At 46.0% G+C, this 19,359-nt stretch carries 17 protein-coding genes; 10 read left to right on the top strand and 7 right to left on the bottom strand.

The annotated features are described in order from the left end of the window. Positions 1 to 91: 91 nt before the first annotated feature. The 3 genes from LFX25_RS16535 to LFX25_RS16525 all read right to left on the bottom strand — a co-directional run bounded on the left by LFX25_RS16535 (position 92) and on the right by LFX25_RS16525 (position 5,989). Complete coding sequence (locus LFX25_RS16535; RefSeq protein WP_238731219.1) at positions 92 to 802, bottom strand: class I SAM-dependent methyltransferase; 711 nt, start codon at positions 800 to 802, stop codon at positions 92 to 94. 158 nt (positions 803 to 960) lie between these two features. Further along, positions 961 to 2,529: a GMC oxidoreductase gene (locus LFX25_RS16530; RefSeq protein ID WP_238731218.1), complete on the bottom strand. Its 1,569-nt coding sequence runs from the start codon at positions 2,527 to 2,529 to the stop codon at positions 961 to 963. Positions 2,530 to 2,575: 46 nt separating this feature from the next. After that, positions 2,576 to 5,989, bottom strand: a complete 3,414-nt coding sequence (locus LFX25_RS16525; RefSeq protein ID WP_238731217.1) for an alpha/beta fold hydrolase — start codon at positions 5,987 to 5,989, stop codon at positions 2,576 to 2,578. Between the two features lie 253 nt (positions 5,990 to 6,242). On the opposite strand from LFX25_RS16525, the gene rsgA reads away from it, so the two are divergent. From rsgA to LFX25_RS16505, 4 genes are all read left to right on the top strand, one after another. Then, entirely contained in the window at positions 6,243 to 7,322 is a 1,080-nt protein-coding gene (gene rsgA, locus LFX25_RS16520) for a ribosome small subunit-dependent GTPase A (RefSeq protein WP_238731216.1), read from the top strand. Between the two features lie 135 nt (positions 7,323 to 7,457). Continuing rightward, positions 7,458 to 8,036, top strand: a complete 579-nt coding sequence (locus LFX25_RS16515; RefSeq protein ID WP_238731215.1) for an RNA polymerase sigma factor — start codon at positions 7,458 to 7,460, stop codon at positions 8,034 to 8,036. A 9-nt stretch (positions 8,037 to 8,045) separates the two neighbouring features. Beyond that, positions 8,046 to 8,606 carry a ClpP family protease gene (locus tag LFX25_RS16510; RefSeq protein WP_135581285.1) on the top strand — a complete coding sequence of 187 codons (561 nt, stop codon included), beginning with the start codon at positions 8,046 to 8,048 and terminating at the stop codon, positions 8,604 to 8,606. A 130-nt stretch (positions 8,607 to 8,736) separates the two neighbouring features. Further along, positions 8,737 to 11,205: a hybrid sensor histidine kinase/response regulator gene (locus LFX25_RS16505; protein WP_238731214.1), complete on the top strand. Its 2,469-nt coding sequence runs from the start codon at positions 8,737 to 8,739 to the stop codon at positions 11,203 to 11,205. Here the strand turns inward: LFX25_RS16505 and LFX25_RS16500 are convergent. After that, entirely contained in the window at positions 11,190 to 12,230 is a 1,041-nt protein-coding gene (locus LFX25_RS16500; RefSeq protein ID WP_238731213.1) for a fatty acid desaturase, read from the bottom strand. The genes LFX25_RS16505 and LFX25_RS16500 overlap by 16 nt on opposite strands. Positions 12,231 to 12,298: 68 nt before the next feature. Further along, a complete protein-coding gene (locus tag LFX25_RS16495; protein ID WP_238731212.1) occupies positions 12,299 to 14,005 on the bottom strand; it encodes a B12-binding domain-containing radical SAM protein in 1,707 nt (568 codons plus the stop codon). Positions 14,006 to 14,139: 134 nt separating this feature from the next. On the opposite strand from LFX25_RS16495, the gene LFX25_RS16490 reads away from it, so the two are divergent. Continuing rightward, on the top strand, positions 14,140 to 15,402 hold the full coding sequence (locus tag LFX25_RS16490; RefSeq protein WP_238731211.1) for an esterase/lipase family protein: 1,263 nt from the start codon (positions 14,140 to 14,142) through the stop codon (positions 15,400 to 15,402). Between the two features lie 194 nt (positions 15,403 to 15,596). Here the strand turns inward: LFX25_RS16490 and LFX25_RS16485 are convergent, their stop codons facing one another. After that, the gene (locus LFX25_RS16485) at positions 15,597 to 16,037 is read right to left on the bottom strand and encodes an ABA4-like family protein (RefSeq protein WP_238731210.1); all 441 of its coding nucleotides are present in this window, start codon (positions 16,035 to 16,037) and stop codon (positions 15,597 to 15,599) included. Position 16,038: 1 nt separating this feature from the next. Then, complete coding sequence (locus LFX25_RS16480) at positions 16,039 to 16,986, bottom strand: hypothetical protein (RefSeq protein WP_238731209.1); 948 nt, start codon at positions 16,984 to 16,986, stop codon at positions 16,039 to 16,041. A gap of 105 nt (positions 16,987 to 17,091) precedes the next feature. Between LFX25_RS16480 and LFX25_RS16475 the strand changes: the two genes are divergently transcribed. The 5 genes from LFX25_RS16475 (at position 17,092) to LFX25_RS16460 (ending at position 19,269) form a co-directional block, all read left to right on the top strand. Beyond that, complete coding sequence (locus LFX25_RS16475; RefSeq protein ID WP_238731208.1) at positions 17,092 to 17,745, top strand: TetR/AcrR family transcriptional regulator; 654 nt, start codon at positions 17,092 to 17,094, stop codon at positions 17,743 to 17,745. A gap of 4 nt (positions 17,746 to 17,749) precedes the next feature. Beyond that, positions 17,750 to 18,277 (top strand): type III PLP-dependent enzyme domain-containing protein, encoded by a 528-nt coding sequence (locus LFX25_RS16470; protein ID WP_406600507.1) that lies wholly within the window; start codon positions 17,750 to 17,752, stop codon positions 18,275 to 18,277. Next, the gene (locus LFX25_RS21000) at positions 18,244 to 18,525 is read left to right on the top strand and encodes a type III PLP-dependent enzyme domain-containing protein (RefSeq protein WP_406600506.1); all 282 of its coding nucleotides are present in this window, start codon (positions 18,244 to 18,246) and stop codon (positions 18,523 to 18,525) included. Before LFX25_RS16470 ends, LFX25_RS21000 begins: the two co-directional genes overlap by 34 nt. 77 nt (positions 18,526 to 18,602) lie before the next feature. Next, positions 18,603 to 19,043 carry a GNAT family N-acetyltransferase gene (locus LFX25_RS16465; protein ID WP_238731207.1) on the top strand — a complete coding sequence of 147 codons (441 nt, stop codon included), beginning with the start codon at positions 18,603 to 18,605 and terminating at the stop codon, positions 19,041 to 19,043. A 22-nt stretch (positions 19,044 to 19,065) separates the two neighbouring features. Then, positions 19,066 to 19,269 carry a cysteine-rich CWC family protein gene (locus LFX25_RS16460; RefSeq protein WP_238731206.1) on the top strand — a complete coding sequence of 68 codons (204 nt, stop codon included), beginning with the start codon at positions 19,066 to 19,068 and terminating at the stop codon, positions 19,267 to 19,269. Positions 19,270 to 19,359 lie beyond the last annotated feature (90 nt).

Below are 19,359 nucleotides of genomic sequence, written 5' to 3'. Positions count from 1 at the left end.
GAATTCGAGCGGGTTCAAAGAAACTCGCTCGGATCTCGATCTCATCGCTTTTTTTATCTTGTATCCATCATGGCCGATTGCGGCGAAATTCCTACTTCGCTTTTTTCCCCGCGAAGAACGCGATCGCACCGATCACATACAATTCGTAGTCTTTGAAATTTTCCTGGAGAGCCGCTTCGAGATCCGGAAGAGTATCCTCCGTATTATGGAACACGCCTTTCCGGTTTAGATTTTTCATTCCTCTTCTGGATAAAAGATGTGTTTGTCCGAGATCGTGTAAACCGGTCGCACCAAAGATCACTCCGTCCGGTTTACGGATCTTTAAAAGATTTTTGAAAGCGGTGGAAGCCTTGGTTCGGATCGCTCCTGGAACGCAGTGAAATAAAAAGCTCATCCCGATCGAATCGAATTTTTCCTTCGTGTTGATCGGCTCGAGAATATTCGCGCGATATGCGTTGAACGTTCCGGCGAGATGGGAAAGTCTCCTTCTCGCTTCGATCAGGCTGTTTGCGTTTAAATCCATCACGGAGATGGTAGGTTTTTCGACCGGAAACTTCGCCTTCTGCAAAAGATATCCGGTGCCGACTCCGATATCCAAATGATTTCCGGTTAAATATCGATCGTAAAGATCGACCATGTTTTGCGGCGGACAGCGCCATAACCATCGGCTGATGATATGTAAAACGATCAGATCGTAGAATTTAAGAAAGCTCGTCGTGTAAACTTGTTGTCCCTCGATGACTTCTCGACTGTATTGATTTTCCGAAAGGCCGAGATCGGTATAGAGTTGATTCTGCTGCATTAGGAATCCTTTTTCTTAATGTTTCGTTCTCTCATTCGCTTCGTTAAGAAATGGTTTTTTACACGGAGAATTCTTCAAGTATATTCCTAAATTAAGATATTCTTGTATTTAGGAAATGGGAATTGCAATAAGTTTATGGATAGAATCGATGTGCCGGATTATAACCCGGCACAAATTGAAGCGACTGTGTGTTCCGCCACCGCAGAAATTGTCATTACCGGATGAAATCCGATCGAAGAAGGGATTACCGATCCGTCCGCGATAAAAAGATTCTTATAACCGAAGACTTCTCCCGTTTCGGAAACGACGCCCTTTTCAGGGGTTGCCGCAAGAATGCAACCTCCGAGAGAATGCACGGAAAGAATCCGGTTGAACAGCAAAAACGTCGCCAGCGGTCCGAATTGACCGCCGTACGCGTCGCCGACTTGCTGCATCGAAGCCGTCATGTCTTGGATGAGCTTGCGGTTCTCTTTGGAGTAATTCCACTTGATGTCTATGTTTTTACCGCAACGAACGATTTTGCCGTTCGCGTTGTCTCTTCCGATTGCGAAAAGATTGGTCATGTATTTCGGATCTCCCGCACCCGGTATACCCGGAGGAAGAGGTTTGGAAAGAAGTCCCTTTTTAAATATAAACGGAAGAATCCATTCCAGACTTTTCCAAAAAAGAGGACCGATCAGTCTCAAAAACCAATTCGGTTTATTGATTCCTAAGGAGGCCAGCACGGACATCACGGGTTGGTTGAACGTCGGGGCAGCCATCGTGAATTGAAATCCCTGCGGAAAATAATTGATCACGGTCGTTACGTCCGGTCCGTCCCAAGGTTTCAGATCCGTTTTGCTCGATTCGATTCCTCCGAGAAAATCCCCGTTTCCGGAATATCCTTTTCCGAGATGTTTGCTGATGTTCGGAAGAGTTTTGTATCTGTCTCGACTATTGAAAAGAATCCGATTGGTTCCCAAGGTTCCCGCTGAAAGAACGACTCGTTTCGCGTAAACGGAACGTTTCTCTCCTGTTTCCGTGTTTTCGTAATAAACGACGTAGCCGTTTTGTGGATCGGGCGCGATATGCGAAACCAAAGAATCCGTCTGAAACACCGCCCCGTTTTTTTGAGCGTCAGCAATATAATTAAAATCTAATGTATTCTTCGCGCCGTGATTGCATCCGAATTCGCACTCGGCGCAACGTTCGCAGACGGCTTGTCCCGGCCGGGAAGGTTTGAGCCAGCTTACCGCCTCGTCGGGATCGAAATAGGTGTGACGGTTCAGCTCCGCTGCGGCTCTGAACTTGTTGCGTTTCGGAAGATCCCATTCGGGCGGAACGGGTTTTACGTCGAGTTTGGAAGCGACCTTATCGTAATACGGGTCCAAAAATTTGCGATTGAATGGAGCGGGCCAACGGGGATCTTCGAAAACTTTTTGATCGGGGCGAATATGAATGTTCGCATAGATCAACGAACCTCCGCCCAAACCGGAAGCGGTCACAGTGCCGAGCCCGCTGAAAAAATTCAGTTCGTATAAACCCAGGGATTTTCTTTTTTTCGGATAACGCCAGAGAAGATTGTCCGTTTGACGCACGTCTCTCGGGAACGAACCGGGGGCGTATTTTTTCCCGCGTTCCAAAACCAGCACCTTCTGTCCTTTTTCCGAAAGTCTCAAAGCGCTGATGGAACCTCCGAAACCGGAGCCGATGACGATAGCGTCGTAATATGAATTGTTTTGTGGCATTCTTTTTTCCTAAACTATATTAGAATTTAATAATTTTCCGGATTCTTCAGTAACTGTTTAAGGACTGAAGAATCAGAGGATACACGTCTTTATGCGCGTTTTTACCGAACATACAATCGATATGACCGTAGTCCGGGATCACGTGACGTCTATACTGGTTCGGATTGAAACGATCGATCAGCGATTTGTAAGTTATCTCGGTGCTTTCCGGAAGATAACACTGATTTTCCGCTCCGTGGATGAACGTGATCGGGAGATTCAGACGGTCCAGATTCGGAACATACACGTCTTTGCCTTCCGCGTTTACCACCTTGTGTGCGCGGATCATTTTGGAAAGATGTTCGAACGCCTTGATGTTGGACACGCCGAACATTTCTCCCAAACCGTAGTGATAGGTTTCTTCATTCAAGTTTTCTAATTTATAGAGACTTCCGTATAGAAAGGTGATTCTTCTGCTGACCGGATTCACGTCGTGCGAAAAAAGCGACTGCGGTTGAAGAGCCAAAACGGAATTGAAGAATTTATCCAACCATCCGTCCTTGTCGCTCGTATAAGCGGTCATGTCTTCGACCCCGAGCGCGTCCAAAATCTCCGCGGTGTGAAGACCGACTTTGATATCCATGGAGGTGGGGACTTCCACGTTAGCCGAAATTTGAGAAAGAACGACGGAGCGAACTCCTTCCAGACCTGCGAGAAGCGCCATCGTAAAGGTCGTAGCGCCGAAACAATGCGCGACAACCTGGATCTTGTCGACCTTGGTAAGTTCGCGGACTTTATTCACGGCCGCAGGATAATCCTGAACCGCGATCACGTCTCCCGTATTCGGAAGAGGCGCTGAAGGAAGAGCGATCGACGTTCTGTAATCGAAGAGCCAAACGTCGTATTGGTTTTCAAAAAGATATTCCAAAAGATTGGTGTCGATCGTGTCGATGCTGAAGATCAAACTGGAAACGCCGAGACCCGGCGATAAAAGAACCGGACCTTTTTTTCCGCCTTTGTAGCGTAACAATCGGAGATCGGCTCCATCCGCAGCTTTGAAAAAATGAACTTCCGGCGCGGAAACACGCAAGGGTCGTCTGGTTCGGTGTCTTGCGTCTTTGTCCCAAGGAACGATCGAACTCGCAACTCCGCCGTAAACGTCGTACAATGCACCCGCAAAGAACGCACCGAACTTAGCCATTCCCTTTACGTCGTCGAGAATCGATTTCGAATGGATGACCTTCATCGTGGTCATTTGTTTTGCAAAGTCTTCGGGAAGAATGTGAAGAATTCCTTTTCCGAATACGGGAGAATTCTCCGTTTCGCCGTCATAGATCGTCGTAAAGAGCGTGCTCGTATCTCTCCAGATGTTCGCGAGCCCGTCGTTCTGAATCCACTTCGCTCCCACGAAAAGATATTTCTTACCTTCTTCCGTGTTGAGGATCATACGATAGACCATGTTTCTCGTTTCGATTCGATCCTCTCTCGAGACGAACAGAAGGAATTCACCGCCGGTAACGGTGATGATGTCTTTTGAAATTACGGGGGCGCGTACGGTGCCGAATAACGTGGCCTTGTGATCCGGATTATCGATCATTTCCTGGAGATTTTCGCTTCGGATCGTTAATAAGAATTCGATGGAGGAACCTTCGTCCTTGCCGATCTGATAACCGCGTTCCGTGTCCTCTTTCGATTGAGTGGAAAAGAATCCTCTCATACATTCCGTGAATTCGATTCCCAACGTAGTCTCGTCTGCGGTGTCCGAATGTTTCGGATAGGACGGAAGGCTGTAATTGATCCGAAGTCCTTTCCCTGCGACTAACTTTTCGCACGCTCTTTCGGAGATCGCGCAGATCGTCAGAAGCGGATTGACTCCCAAGGATCTTGGGATCACCGAACCGTCCATGACGTATAAACCTTCGTGTGTCGCTTTTCCGCTTTTGCCGGAATATACTTGGCAGTTTTCATTGACCACGGAAGAAGAAGCGTCTTCTCCCATCGGACAACCGCCGAGAGGATGAACGGAAATCAGATCCTGATCGGTTAATTTGTTCCATACCGGATTTTTAATATACGTTCCCTGGAGAGGAACGGTGGATTCCTTCAGGATCGTGCTGATCTTTTCGAAGATCGGTTTCTTGCCCACGTTCGGCCAGGAAATTCTCAAACGATCGTCCTTCAAAAACATGGTTCCGTCGTTTCCGTCGTGTGCCATAACGAGATAGGTTTGCGTGTTGCGGACCGCGCCCCGATACGGACCCAAAATGATACTTAAGAATATTCTAATTTTCTCAACAATCCACTGGATGATTCCTTTTTTCGTCTTGACTCCCGTGAGTTTGGAGCTGAGTGCGAAGGCCGCGGGTAATTGAGCGCGGATCGCACCGGGAATCGAACCCTCTTCGATGATCATTCCTTCGTTCAACGGAGCGCCGATGCGCGTGTCGATCACGCCGGTGATACAAGGACCGACATCGGCGTTTCCGTTCGTTTTTTTGCTTCCAAAGCCGATTCCGTTGATCTTTGTGTTTCCGTTGTAAGAAAAGCCGAGCATGTCCCCGTTGCCGCTAAAACGAACTCCGACCGCGTCCGAAAGGTTCAGTCCCTTCTCTTTGGAACGGAGAAGAATTTCGGTCGAGCCTAAGGAACCCGCCGCAAGAATCACGTTGTTCGCACGGATGAATAATTCGTCTTTGCTGAATTTTTCGCGATCCATTCCCAGCGGAATAAAATGAACCAGCCAATAGCCGTCCTTCTTTTCGATATAACTCACTTTGACTTCGGTGAAAATCTGCGCTCCGAAGTTGACGGCGTCGGGAAGATAATTCATCAGCGTCGTGTTTTTGGAGGAAACGTTGCAGCCGGTAACGCAATCCCCGCAGTTAGTGCAGGCGTCCTGCATCACTCCGACGTGATTCAATTTGGATTCGAACGTGACGTTGATCGGAGTCGGATAGAATTTCTTTTTGATATAATCCGCCGAACTTTTGAGGGCTTTATGTTTTGCTAATGTTTGATATTTTGCGGGAAGAATATTCGGTCTTAACATCTCTTCCGCGCGGGAATAATACGGATCCATTCCGTGTTTGCCCGCTTCCTCCCGAATGGAGGCCGGCCAAGCGGGATCTTGGAAAACTTCGGGTACGGCTCTGAGACTTACGTTCGCATTGATAAGCGAAGTTCCACCCAAACCGCAGCCGACCAAAACATTGATGTCCTTGTTGATGTGAAAATCGTAAAGACCGCTTTGGGAACCGATATGTTTGTCTTCGTAGTTCGCTTGAACTTCCGCGATGGCGGGGATTTCCCGATTCGGAAATTCTCCCGGCCGGATTTCCTTGCCTCTTTCTAAAAGACAGACTTCGATTCCCGCGCGCGAAAGGCGGGATGCGGCGATTCCACCGCCGTAGCCGGAACCGATAACGACCGTTTCATATTGACTTTTGATTTTTTCTATGCGTTGGGAAATTTTTTTAATCAATGTTTTTGCCTGGGTTAAATTGGCAAAATATTTCCAAAAAAGGAAAATATTGCAAGAAGAATCGAAGGGGAAGGATTTGAATTCTGTGAAATAATCCGATCGTTCTTTGATTGACGAAAGATCGAAACTCCCTCACGCTGTGTTCAAGTCGCATATGATTGTTTGATTCCATTCTGAAATTCTGAACGTTCCGAATCCCTCCGAGGGGAAGGGGCGTTATGTATCTTTACTCCAATAAATCAGAAGGAATCACATGTCACAATCAAACTCAATCCTTGCATCCTATGGATGGGACCCGGAATTTTTTCTTTCGGAAGTCCCTTTGTTCGACGATTTAAGACCGGGCCGAGTGCTATCCGTCTACGGAGAATATTCAAAAATTCTAACGGACTCGGGTGAACGTAGGGGAATTCCCTCGGGCGCGTTATCCGTTTCCGGAGAATTTTTAGTGGCCGGAGACTGGACGCTCGTGCGCGAAATCGACGGAGAAGATCTCTGTATCGTAGAGCAAATTCTCCCTCGAAAAACGTTTTTACGGAGAAGCAATCCGGGAAAACGAAATCAATCGCAGGCCATCGCATCGAATATCGATCTTCTTCTCGTGATCATGGGCATGGACAACGATTACAGCCCGCGAAGAATCGAACGTTATTTGTTCTTGGCAAAGGCCAGTCGCGCGGAAGTCGCGATCGTTTTAAACAAGCAAGATCTTTGTGAAAATCCTAACGAACGATTCGAAGAGATCAAATCGATCGCGGGAGAAATTCCGGTCGAGATGATTTCCGCTTTGGACGGTTCGCAGATCGGCAAGATCGCTTCGTTTATCAAACCTGGAAATACGATCGCGTTTTTGGGTTCTTCCGGCGCCGGAAAATCCACAATCATCAATTCTTTGTTAGGCGAAGAAGTGCAGAAGACGAACGAAGTAAAAGCTTCGGACGGAACCGGAAGGCATACTACCACACATCGGGAACTTTTCCTTCTCTCGGAAGGCGGAGTTCTGATGGACAATCCCGGAATCCGGGAAGTCGGTCTTTTTGCGGGAGGCGACGAGGACGAACTCGAATCTATTTTTCCGGAGATCGCGATCGCCTCGGAAGAATGTCGTTTTAACGATTGTTCTCATAACGGCGAACCGGGTTGCGGAGTCGCGGCCGCTTTGGAAGACGGAAGAATCAGCGAAGAACGGTTCGCTTCTTATTTGAAATTGAACAGAGAATTACGAGCCTATAAAGTGATGACCGATCCCGAGGAAGCGAGAAAGAAGAAGCAGGTGGACAAACAGATGTCCAAAGCTCTGCAAAAGCGACTCAAGGATAAGGGAAGAATCTAAACGATGCGATTTTCTTCGGGGTTACGGAGGTTAAAAGCGTTCCGAATCGCGGAAAAAAAACTTTTTTCCGCAAAAAACCCCGGAGAAGATCGTTTTTTAAGAACTGCGACGGAAATCCGAGGGACTTTAAATCGTATGAAAGACAAATCCTACATTCAACTTTTGGAACACGCGAAATCCGGCGATGCACAGGCTTGGACCCTTCTGCAAAAACGGTTCTCGCGTTTTGCGCTACGACATGCGAATCGGATTCTTCGAGACGAGGATCTTTCCCAGGATGTCGTGCAGGAAACCTTTTGGGACTTATATGTAAATTGCGGAAAGATCCGCACGCCGGAAGCGTTTCCGAGCCTGCTCAAACGGGCGATCGTCAAACACAGCGATCGGATTCTCCGTAAAAAAGAAAACCAACGGCTTGTTTTCGAAGATCCGAGACAAATCGATCAGACCGCGGGCAAAATCCATTCCGACTTTTTCGAAAAGGAACGTTCGGAAACGATCCTTAAAAACATCGATCGATTGAAACCCGAGGATCGAACCCTGATCGAGCTTCATTATTATCGAAATTTTACGTTAGACGAAATATCGAAGTCTCAGGGGAAAACCCTTTCGTTTATCAAAAAACGTCATTTGAAACTCAAAAATATCCTGAGAGACGGCATCGGCGAAGCGTACAGACCCGAGGCTTGTTTCAGAATGTTTTTGGCGGCTTAGGAGAAAATCTTGGAAACGACATTACTTCCTCCTTCTTCGCAAATCGAATCCGTTTATCTCGAACAAAGAAAGGTTTTTCTTTGGGGAGAAGTGAACGATAATTCCGCTCGTTACTTGATCGATCGTTTTTTGTATCTGGAAGCGGTCGATCCCACGAGACCGATTTCTCTTTACATCCATTCTCCCGGAGGGTCGACGTACGCGGGTTTGGCGATTCTCGACGTGATGAATTCGGTAAGTCCTCCGGTTTATACGACTTGTTTGGGAATGGCGATGTCTTTCGGCGCGGTTTTGCTTTTATCGGGCGATCGCGGAAATCGTTCGGCGTATCCGCACAGTAAGATTTTGATCCATCAACCGCACGTAATGGGAGAATTCAAAGGCCCCGCGGAAGACATACGAATTTTCGCCGAGTCCGTAAAACGGGAAAAGGACTTATTAAACGAAATCATGGCAAAAGCCACGGGACAGCCGTTGGATCGTATCATCCAAGATACGGATCGGGATTCCTGGTTTTCATCGAAGGAGGCTTTGGAATACGGAATGATCGATAAGATCATTCTGAAATAGTTGCCGGAATCGCGGAAAAAAGCTCGTCTTATCATTCTATCGGTCCTAAATATGCGGGACCGGTAAAAACATTTTTACCCTAAAAACGGATGTCGCAAACTATAACCAAATCCACGAGTCATCCGTCCTTATGATTCGATTCTTGATAACGGTTCTTTTTTCCTTTGGTCTCGCATTTCCCGTGTTTGGCGAAGGCGCGCTTCCGGATTCAGGAAATATTTCACAGCTTCAGAAAAGCGGATCGTTCCGTTCTTTTGTTCATTATTTCAGCGACGTGGACGGAACGGATCGGAAGGAAAGAATTTTTTCCGGTGATTCTTCCATTGCGTTTCAGCACATTCCTTCCGAATCCTTTTCTCTCGGTTTTACTAAAGCGACGGCTTGGTTTTATATTCCTCTTAAAAACGATACGGCGCGCGACTACTACGGAAAGTTCGAAGTTTACAATCCGTTTTTGGAGGAAGTGGACATTCACTATCGATACGCTCACGAAGGAAAAATCCACGACATCCGCGCCGGTTCCACGCGCTTCTATGAGGAGAATTTTCCCACGCTGGATTTCTATCTTCGTCCGGGAGAGGAAGTCCAAATCGTTTGCAGGATCAAAAGCGGAACCCCTCTTCGTTTTCCTTTCGTGTTGGAATCGGAAAACAAATACGGATTCACGAAACAATTCCGTTCGATCATCGTAGGTTTGACTCTCGGATTCGGAATCGCGATGAGTCTTTACAATCTTTCCCTCTATTTCTTTTTTCGGGCGAGATCCTATTTGTATTACTTTATTATGATTTCCTTCTTTACGGTTTATTTGACCGCTTGGGACGGATTGACTTTGCCGTTGTTTAAACCGGGATACGGGACGTATTATCTTCCTATGACCCTGATTCTGGTTTACGCGTCGGCTTTGTTTTTGTTCTTATTCTCCCTTGAATTCTTATATCCGGAAAAAAAGGACAAACGGGCGGAAATCACGACTTGGATTTACGTAACGTGTAATATTCTGCTGTTTCCGGCTTCGATCCTTTTTACGAATCAGCTCAATCAGTTTTCGTATTATTGGATTTTGATCAATAATCTCATCATCGTTTACTTCTGCGTTGTGAGGATTCAGGACGGTTTTAAAACCGCGAAGATTCTTCTTTTGATCCACATGATCTTTCCGACGGCCGGTATCGTCACGAACCTCAGCGCCTCGGGTGTGATCTCGATGAATTATCTTTCGCTTCATATTCTTAAATTGGCGTTTATCGCGCAGTCGATTCTGTTTTCGATCATGCTCGTTCAGAGAATCAAGGAATTGGAATTCAGACTCAAGGACGGATTACAATCCGAGATTCATAAGAACATCGTACTTTTAAAAAAGGAAATCCAGCAAAGAAGAGAAACGGAATGGGAATTGATTCAAGCGAAGGAGATCGCGGAAAAAGCTTCCAAAGTTAAGAGCAGCTTTCTCGCGAACATGAGTCACGAAATCAGAACGCCTATGAACGGGGTTTTGGGAATGGTTCAGCTTTTGGGAACGACGAGACTCAACGAAGAACAGAAGGAATACGTGAAGATTCTTTCCGGTTCGGCGAAATCGCTTCTTCAGATCATCAATGATATTCTCGATTTTTCAAGAATCGAGGCCGGAAAAATTTCGCTCGATAAGGAAGTTTTTTCGATCCGTTCGGTCTTGGATGAAATCCACGATCTTTTATATCCTCTTGCAAAACGAAAACAGATCGGTTTTCATCTGGAAGGAAAATTTGAAATTCCGGAATACGTTTCGGGCGATCAATTGAGGCTGCGTCAGATTCTTTGGAACTTGACCGGAAACGGAATCAAGTTTACCAATCACGGAGAGGTTGTTCTTAAAGTTTCTCAGAAAAAAATTTCCGATTCGAAAGTGGCGATCGAATTCGTCGTTTCGGATACGGGTATCGGAATTCCTCAGGAAAAACAAAAACAGGTATTTGATGCGTTCTCGCAAAGCGACACTTCCACGGTGAGAAAGTTCGGCGGCTCCGGTTTGGGTCTGAGTATCACGAAACAATTGGTGGAGCTGCAAGGCGGGGTTCTCGGTTTGGAAAGTAAGGAAGGAAAGGGCTCCAAATTTTTCTTTTCGATCGAATATGATATTCCTTCCGAATCCGAAATCGAAAAAATTCTCGGGCCGGACACTACGCGCGATCTTGAAAACGTTTATGCGGAAACGATCCCGAAAAAGATCCGTATTCTCGTCGCGGAAGACAACGAGACCAATTGTCTTTTGATCGAAAGGGCTCTCAAAAAATTAGGTTACGATCCGGCCGTCGTTCATAACGGCAGGGAAGTGATCGAAAGAATGCAGTTGGAAGTATTTGATATAATTCTAATGGACATTCACATGCCCGAAGTCGACGGCATCGAAGCGACGAGATGGATTCGTTCCCGAAAGGAGAACGCGGATCTTCCGATCATCATCGCTCTTACCGCCGACGCGATCGAAAGTAGTAAGGAAAAATACGTTTCCAAAGGAATGAACGACTGTTTGGTTAAACCTCTCGATCTTGTGGGATTGAAAACTACGTTGGACTTTTGGGTGGAACAGGTGGAAGAATCTCACTGGAGATTGTAAACGATCTTCGCGTTCGCTCGGAACATACTTTTAAAATCGTTGAACGCGATTCCGTATCTTTTTAACGCCGGAAGAACGTAAAACGCGGTCCATTGTCTGAGATAAAACGGTTGATTGACTACGAAGTGATGGATTCCGTGGGTCGCGCCGAAATTAAAACAGAAAAGATGAAACGGAAAAACGATCCAGGAATTCAACACCTGGGTTTGATTGTATACGTTCGGAATATTTCCGTAGTAGTGCATGTTCGAGGAAACGATCTGAATCGATGTTTGCCGAATCCAATTCGGAATCAGAAAAACGACTGCCGCCGCATTCAAAAATATTCTTGTCGATTCGATAAACGCGGGTTCCGTGAACGGGTTTTGAAAAAATAGATTCAAAAAATGGAATGTATTTAACAAGAGAAAGGAATACCAAAGCAGAAAAAAGATTTCCCGATACGGTCCGACGATTCTGGGGGTTTTGATTTTTCTGAGCTGCGAATATGCGTCTTTGGCGACTTTTCTTCCCTGGAGAATCAGCGCAAAATTTCCGTCGATCATAGTTAGAATTCTTCGCAAACCGAAAGGCATTCCGTTGCCGATCATTCTCTCTTCGACGTCCTCTTTATTGCCGGAAAGTTTATGATGGAGAAGATGAATTTCTCTGCGAAACCAGGGATTGACCGTGTTCGCGCGAAACAGCCAAACGATCCAAAACATAAAATTCTGTATCTTTGCGTTTCCTTTGTAGTATAGATTATGGATGAGGTCGTGTTCGATCTCGTGTAAAAAAGAAGCAAGAATCGCATTGCTTACGATACAAATCCAAAACGGAATTCGATCGGATAGATAAAGAACTGCAAAGAGAATCATCCCGGCAGCGGACAAAAGCGTAATTCCCAAACCGATCCGATCCTGATATAACGATAAGAAAGGATGTTTTTTTTGAATCCGATCGTTCCGAAACCGAATCCATTGGATGATCTTCCGCGTTTTTTCCTTTTCGGAAAAACGTTCGTAAGGTTTGTTACGGGTTTCCATTCGAGAATTCCCGGCGTTTCCGCCTAACTCGAAATTCTAACCTAAAATCGAGGAATCGGAATCTTTTTTTAATCCGAAGTCGAATAATCGAAACCCGATTTTACCGCTTTTTCTGAATGCGCTCCATTCCATTCCTGCAGGTCGATCGTTCCTCCGGAAAGAGTCGCGACGATTTCCAAACCGGAAAAAACCCTTTGAAAAATTCCGTACCGAAACCGATCCAAAGCTACGAATTCCGAATTTACGGATGCGTATAACACATGTTCATCGATAAGTCGGCGGAACAATCGCACTCCGGTTAAAGAACGGATTCCCGTGTTTTCCAACATTCCTAAGGCTTTCTCCAAGGATGCGGATTCTCCGTTGGGAATCGGAGCGTTTTTGAGAAAGTTTAAAATCCGCGTTACGATAAAAAGAGAATAGAGATCTTCCCTTTCAAAATGTTCGGAAGGAATCGCCATCGAAGTCAGCCTTGAAAGAAAAATATCGGATTCGTTTCTTTCCGGGAAACCGGAAGCGATCGGAGAATTCGGCGTAAGATAAAAAAGCGAGGCTCCCATCAAGACCGGTTGAGCCGCGTTGAATTGAAGCGTCTGAATCATAGAATCCAGACTTTCCATCGGAAGACCGAGAATTTGATACGAAGTGATTTGAAATCCTAAGTCGAAACCTTCCCGTACGATTTGAAGATATTTTTCGATCGTATGCGGTCGTTTGGTGGTTTCCCGTACGAGTTTATCCGAACTGACCAAGGCAAGATTGAGATTCGTAAATCCGGCTTCTTTCATCAAATGAAGCAGTTCGCTGTCCAAGCTGATGTAGGAAATTCCGTTCATCGCCACGAACTGAACGTCTTTTTGCGGAAAGGCCGCGATCAATTCTTCGCAGAGCTGTTTCATCTCGGGCCGAAAGAACGTAAGATTGTCGTCTTCAAAATCGAAAACACGATAACCCAGTTCGTAAGAATCCTTGATTTCGTTTAACACGTTCTCTACGGTGTTTCTTCTATACTTGGTTCCGAAGGTTGTGTGGACCGAACAAAAACTGCATCTGTGCGGACAACTTCTCGAAGTGATGATAAAACGCATCGGCTTTCCTTCGAAAAGATAGTGTTCTTTTTTTAAGGAGGAAAGATCCGGTGGTGGCAACTCGCGGATCGGATAATTTTCTCCGATCGGATTCAGTCGGAGTTCTCCGTTTTCTTTCCAACCGAGAGAGTCAACGAGCGCATAACGTTTGTTCGTCCGAAATTCGTTCAAAAAATCGCAGAGAGGTTTTTCTCCTTCACCTCGAACGATGAAATCAACGTTCTTGTGAGAAAGCATCAGTTCGGGACAAGCGGAAACGTGCGAGCCGCCCATCAAAATGGGAACGTCCAAAACTTGTTTTACCGCATCCGCCGTCTTTAAGGCTTCCCGATAATACGGAGAAAAAAGCGAGGAGATTCCCACTATATCGGGTCGTATCGATTTCACTTCCTCCGCGATGTCTTCGTACGAGGCTCCGAAATGAAAGTATTCGAAAAACGTGGAGAACGGACTTTTATCAGGAACCGGATAATATTCCTTTAAGTATTTGAGTTCGGGTGGAATCGGAACCGTTCTTCTTCCCGCGAGTTTGTTGCCGAGACTTTTGTGAAAATCGCGGAGAATCACTTCTACGTCCGGTAAAAATTTTTGAATCGCTCCTTTCAAATAACAAAGACCGATCGGTTGCAATCGTATATCGGTATCGTAAAAATCTTCTACGGGCGGTTGAATGAGAAGGAGCCGCATGTCGTCATGGAAACGGAGAGAATGGAAAGATCAAGTCTCTTCGTTCTTGAATACAAAGTGAGAATCGGATTTTAACCGTTGACTAAAGCGTGTTTTCGGGTTATACTTCGCGGCACATAAGAGGAGAAGCGAAAATGCCCTATAAACCCACTCAACCGAGTATGGATCTGAGTAAATTGCTGGTTCGACTCGCGAAAGATACTTCGGTTGGAACCTTGGAAGGTGTGCGTTCTATTTTGACCGAATCTTTCGACTGGTCTTCGAAACAATTATCCAAACTTTCGGACGCTCCTCTGATTCAAAACACGAATTTCGCGGAATTCCTTTCCAAATCGGGAGAATCGCTGAAGAACGCCGGCGAAAAAACGGACCAAGGTCTGACTCAGGCTTTGACTTCCACAGCCAAGGCGATGCACCAAGCGTTAGACGCGCTTGATGCGGCCGACGTCGTTGTTAAGCGAACTCTTTTTGAGAACATTCCAGTATCCAGCATCGTGGGAGAATCTTTCGCAGGACTTGTTACCACTTCCCACATTCAAGCGTCCTTTCGTTTGACCGGAAAGGACGCGGGAGTCGCGGAAGTGTTGGGGGATTGGAAGAATTCCAAACTTCCGAAGTTGATCCTTTGTATTCCGGGACTTTTTTGCGACGAAGGACTTTGGAACGCTAAGGGCGAAGTTCCGGTTTCAGATACGATGAAGGAATGCGGTTATTATCCGATCTATCTTCGTTTTAATCCGGGCGTCCATCTATCGACAAACGCAAAATACATGCTGGAACTTGTGGAGAATCTTCTGGGTTCTCCCGAACTTAAAAATCATACGTTAGACGTCATTGCTTACAGTCAGGGCGGTCTGATTTTAAGGAGCGCTCTGTATCAAGCCGAACGGGAGAATTCTTCCTTTCCTAAAAAGATTCGTCACGCTTTGATCATCAATTCCCCGGACGGAGGATCGTATATCGAAAAGATCGGTTTTTGGCTCGGTCTCGGCGCGGAATCGTTGCCGATTTTACCCGTGAGCATCATCGGATTTATCGGAAATCAGAGAAGCGACGCGATCAAGGATCTTTCACACGGAATTATACGGGAAGAGGATTGGATCAAAAACGATCAAATCAAACGATACGTCAACGATTCGTATTTCGGGGAATTGGACGACGTGAATGCGACTCAGATCTATAGTCTTGTAACCGAAGAGGAATCCAAATGGTCTTCTTGGATCGGAGACGGGATCGTGGAAAAACCGAGTTTGACTTTGTTAAGCGACAAAGTGTATCGGAAGAAATCGAACCCTGAATCGAGGGTTTATCGTCTTTTGGAGACTTCTCATTATCAGGTGATGACTCATCCGGAGACGAGAAACATTCTTCGGAAAGTTTTGACCGAACGATTTTGATAGGATTGCAAGTTTTATTTTTGTCGATGGTTTGTCGGAACAATTAAAGAATTCCGATTGTCAAAACGAACCGATTTAGAAATTCCTCGACGTCCGTTTCGAATTTTACGCTCGACTTTCTATTAAAGACGCGGCCTCATTCGAGACCGCCACCTTAACGGTTCGGGTTCGTGTTGCCGGTTGAATTCGAACGCTTATGAAAACGGTTGATCGATCAGGATCGGTTTTCGTAAGATCGCTCTCAAAAGCAGATAACTGAGTAACCCTAAAGGACCGAATAGGAATGTCGCGATCTGACAAGGGATCACGAGCCAACGCGAAATTCCCAGCTTCTCCGCGTTTGCGCTTTCCCAGCTTCCCACAAAAAGGTCGAATGCAAGATAGTGAATCCATCCTGCCGCTAAAACGGCCTGATTCCGGAAAAGAAGAGAAACTCCCTCCAACGAGTCGAACCCTCCTTGTGTTTTACCGAAACTGAATATAAGTAAAGCCGTATATACTCCTCCGAAAAGGAGCGTTCCCAAAAGACCCGTGGTAACGAGCCTTGTGTATTTCCATTGCGGAATCGCGATCAAAAGAATCCAACCCGCTAATGCGACATTGTTTGCGATTTTAAAGAGAAGGGAAAGGTCCATGTTAAACTCCGTTGATTTCCGTTTTTAACGTTTTTTTGAAAAGAAAAGGAACCAGCAGGCTTCCGAACATTCCGAGCCCGCAGATTAAAAATCCGATTTGAATTCCTGTCGAAGGACGAAGCAGCGCTTCTCCGTTCAATGCTTGTATCGTCAGAACTACGGTCAAACCCGCAAAAAAGATCGAAAAGTTTCTGACCGCAGGAACGGAAATCGCATGCGAAACTTTGAAACTTCCGAATAGGAGAGCGATCATCGGAATCAACTGCATCGCATGAATGCCGAGAAAGTGCGGGATTCTCATATCGCCGGCGATCGTACTCCAACCGACTAAAGGAAGACCGGGGCCTCCTTCCGGAGCGCCGAACGTATGCCCTCCGTTTGCTTCCAAAATTCCCGCCTTCATCTGTTCGATTTGTTCGGGTCTCGGAATCGTCATAAAAAAACCGAGAATCATTCCCAAAGCGGCGATTCCCATTCCCCAGCGCAGAGATTCCATAAGAGTCTTATTTTCCAATTTTTGACGCAATAGAAAGATCGCCAAAACAACATGAAAAAACCATAATGTACCGATCGCCGTTCCCATCAGACTGAAGATGAAACCGTTTAAGGGAGTCGTAATATTAAAATGACTCGGAATTCCTCGATAAGCCTGAAACACAATCGAGACGGTTTCCACTGCGAGCATCACGGTGACGATCCAGGAAATGCCGCGGATCGTTTTTTCCCGGCCTTCGACGAATTGAAGAATCCAGACCAACGTAAACGAATACGTTCCGATCGAAAGGGAGAACTTGATCGGTTTGAGCCAAACGGGAGCGTTTGTTACGGTTCTTTCATCGAGAAAAAGCGCCGGAATCAGAATCAAAAGACTGACTGCGTTTACGAACCCGTTCCAAAATAGAGGCGGATTGAGTTTGGAAAAGGGAAGGATCCTATTTAGAATTCTCATAAATTCCTCCGAAAAAGGGTCTTGACCCTTTTGGATAGTATGTTACTACTGTAAACATAAATGTTGGCTATGTCAACATAAAAAAGTAGTCACCGACAACATATTATGGAAAAAAAAGGCGCATCCAAAAAGAAATCTTCTAAAAAACAAACCCCCGAGCCGTATCATCATGGCGATCTCAAAAAGGCGATTATCCAAAGATCCGAAGAAATTTTAGAACAAAAAGGGGTGGAAGGATTGAGTTTGCGGGACATCGCCGCGGATCTCGGAGTCAGCCATGCCGCGCCGTATCGTCACTTTCCCAGAAAGGCCGATCTCCTTTTTACTCTTGCTACGCGCGGTTTTATGGATCTCGCGGAAGAAATGCGTCTCGCTTGGGAAAGCAGCGATGATCCGGTGGAAAGACTCCGTTCGTCCGGGACACGTTATGTGTCTTTGGCGCTAAAACATCCTCGAAGAACCGAATTGATGTTCGGCGGAGCGCTTGCCTGCGAAGAGGGCGCGCCCGAAGAGTTGGAAACGATCGGAAGGGACGCATTTATGGGCTTGTTTCGAATTTTAGAAGACGGTCAAAAAAGAGGTATCTTCAAAGAGGAAGATCCGTACGATCTTTCTTTTACGCTCTGGAGTCTCGTTCACGGCTTTGCGGTTCTCGTCAACGGAAGACAAATTCCTCCGGCGATCTTAGAGGAAAGAACTTTGGAAAAAATCTTGAACTCGACTTTGAACTCCATTCTTACCGGTGTAACCAAGGAGTAAACGAATGAAACTCATCCGAAAGAAAAAGATCTTGGTCGGAATTCCGATCCTGCTTTTCCTTCTGATTTTGGCGATCAAACCCGGTGATAACGGAAAACCGTATTCTCCCTATTTCCAAAACCTCAACGAAGAATTGAAAGAGAACGGTCCTGGCAAACCCATCGTACTTTTGGACTTGGATCGTTTGGACGAGAATCTCGAGGTTCTTAAGGAAAAACTAAAGTCCCCTTTGCGATATCGCATTGTCGTAAAGTCGCTTCCCTCCTTGGATCTTTTACGATATATCGTACGTGCCACGGGAAGCGATCGTTTGATGGTGTTCCATTCGGGAGACGTAGCGATGCTTTTGTCGGACGGAGAATTCAGAAAGTTTAATATTCTTTTGGGAAAACCCATGCCGATCAACGCGGTTGCGGACGTTTATTCCAAGACGGACGCGAAATACTTTCAAAACGTCCGGTGGGGACTAACATTCCGTTTTTGGAATCGATTTCGTTTTTGTTTTCGTTATGGGATCCGAATCAACAACTGACATACTTTACGTACGGCGGCGCGTTTTCCGCAAAGAAAGAATCTCAGTCCGGGCTTCAGGACAATTCGCTTTATGGAGCGAGCACCAATCAGGGAATTCTCAACGGCTCGTTGAAAACTTCCTTGTTTCCGAACGATTTCGTATTTTACAGACCGACTCAAAGCGAGAAGGTGATGGCCGAACTGGGAGAGGTTCATTTGATACGGAAGGGTAAACTTTCCGGTAAATGGAAAACCTTTGTAAACTAATTCGAAGCGATTGGATTCGTTTTTAAACTTGTAGAGTCTTCAATCCGTAAAAAATAGGTTTATTAGGAAAATTGAAAATGAATATCAGAGAAGCCTCCCTACAAGACCTACCCGAACTCGCGGAATTGTTCGACGAATATCGTCAGTTTTATCGGAAAGAATCGGATCTCGCCGGTGCGACAAATTTCATCGAAGAAAGAATCCGCAATCAAGAATCCAAAATCTACGTTTATATGGAAGGCGATCAATACTGCGGATTTACTCAGTTGTATCCGATTTTCACTTCCTTGTCCATGAAGCGCGCTTGGATTTTAAACGATCTTTTCGTTCGGCCCGAATATAGAAAGAAGGGCGGAGCAAGGGCGCTCATCGAACAAAGCGCGGTCCTCGCGAGAGGAACGAACGCGAAATATCTTCAGCTTTCCACCGCGTTCGACAATCACAAGGCGCAAAAATTATACGAGTCGATCGGATTCGTGAAAGACGAAACCTTCTTTCATTATTCCTGGGACGTTTGATCTTTGCGATACGGCGTAGCTGATGTCCGAAGTTGAATATTCAAAAATCGGAATCGTTCAAAAACCTTGTCGGCGCTGCGGCAAGGTTTTCGGATGCGGGGCCGCAGCGAACTTCTGCGAGTGTTTTTCCGTGAAACTTTCACCGGAAGTCAGCGCGCGACTCAAAAAAGAATACGACGATTGTCTTTGTGTCGCCTGTCTCGAAGAACTCAATCGAAGGACTTGAAGTTCTTTTCGGGCGTGCCTCTCGCTAAAATATTCAAAAAAACGAATATAGTTTCGTGATCGGCTTCGAGTCGCGTGCCTTCAGGCTCGC

The sequence above is a fragment of the Leptospira sanjuanensis genome (assembly GCF_022267325.1).
Lineage (GTDB): Bacteria > Spirochaetota > Leptospiria > Leptospirales > Leptospiraceae > Leptospira > Leptospira sanjuanensis.
The sequence above is the reverse complement of the archived record's forward strand: the minus strand, read 5'-3'. Positions and strand labels throughout refer to the sequence as shown.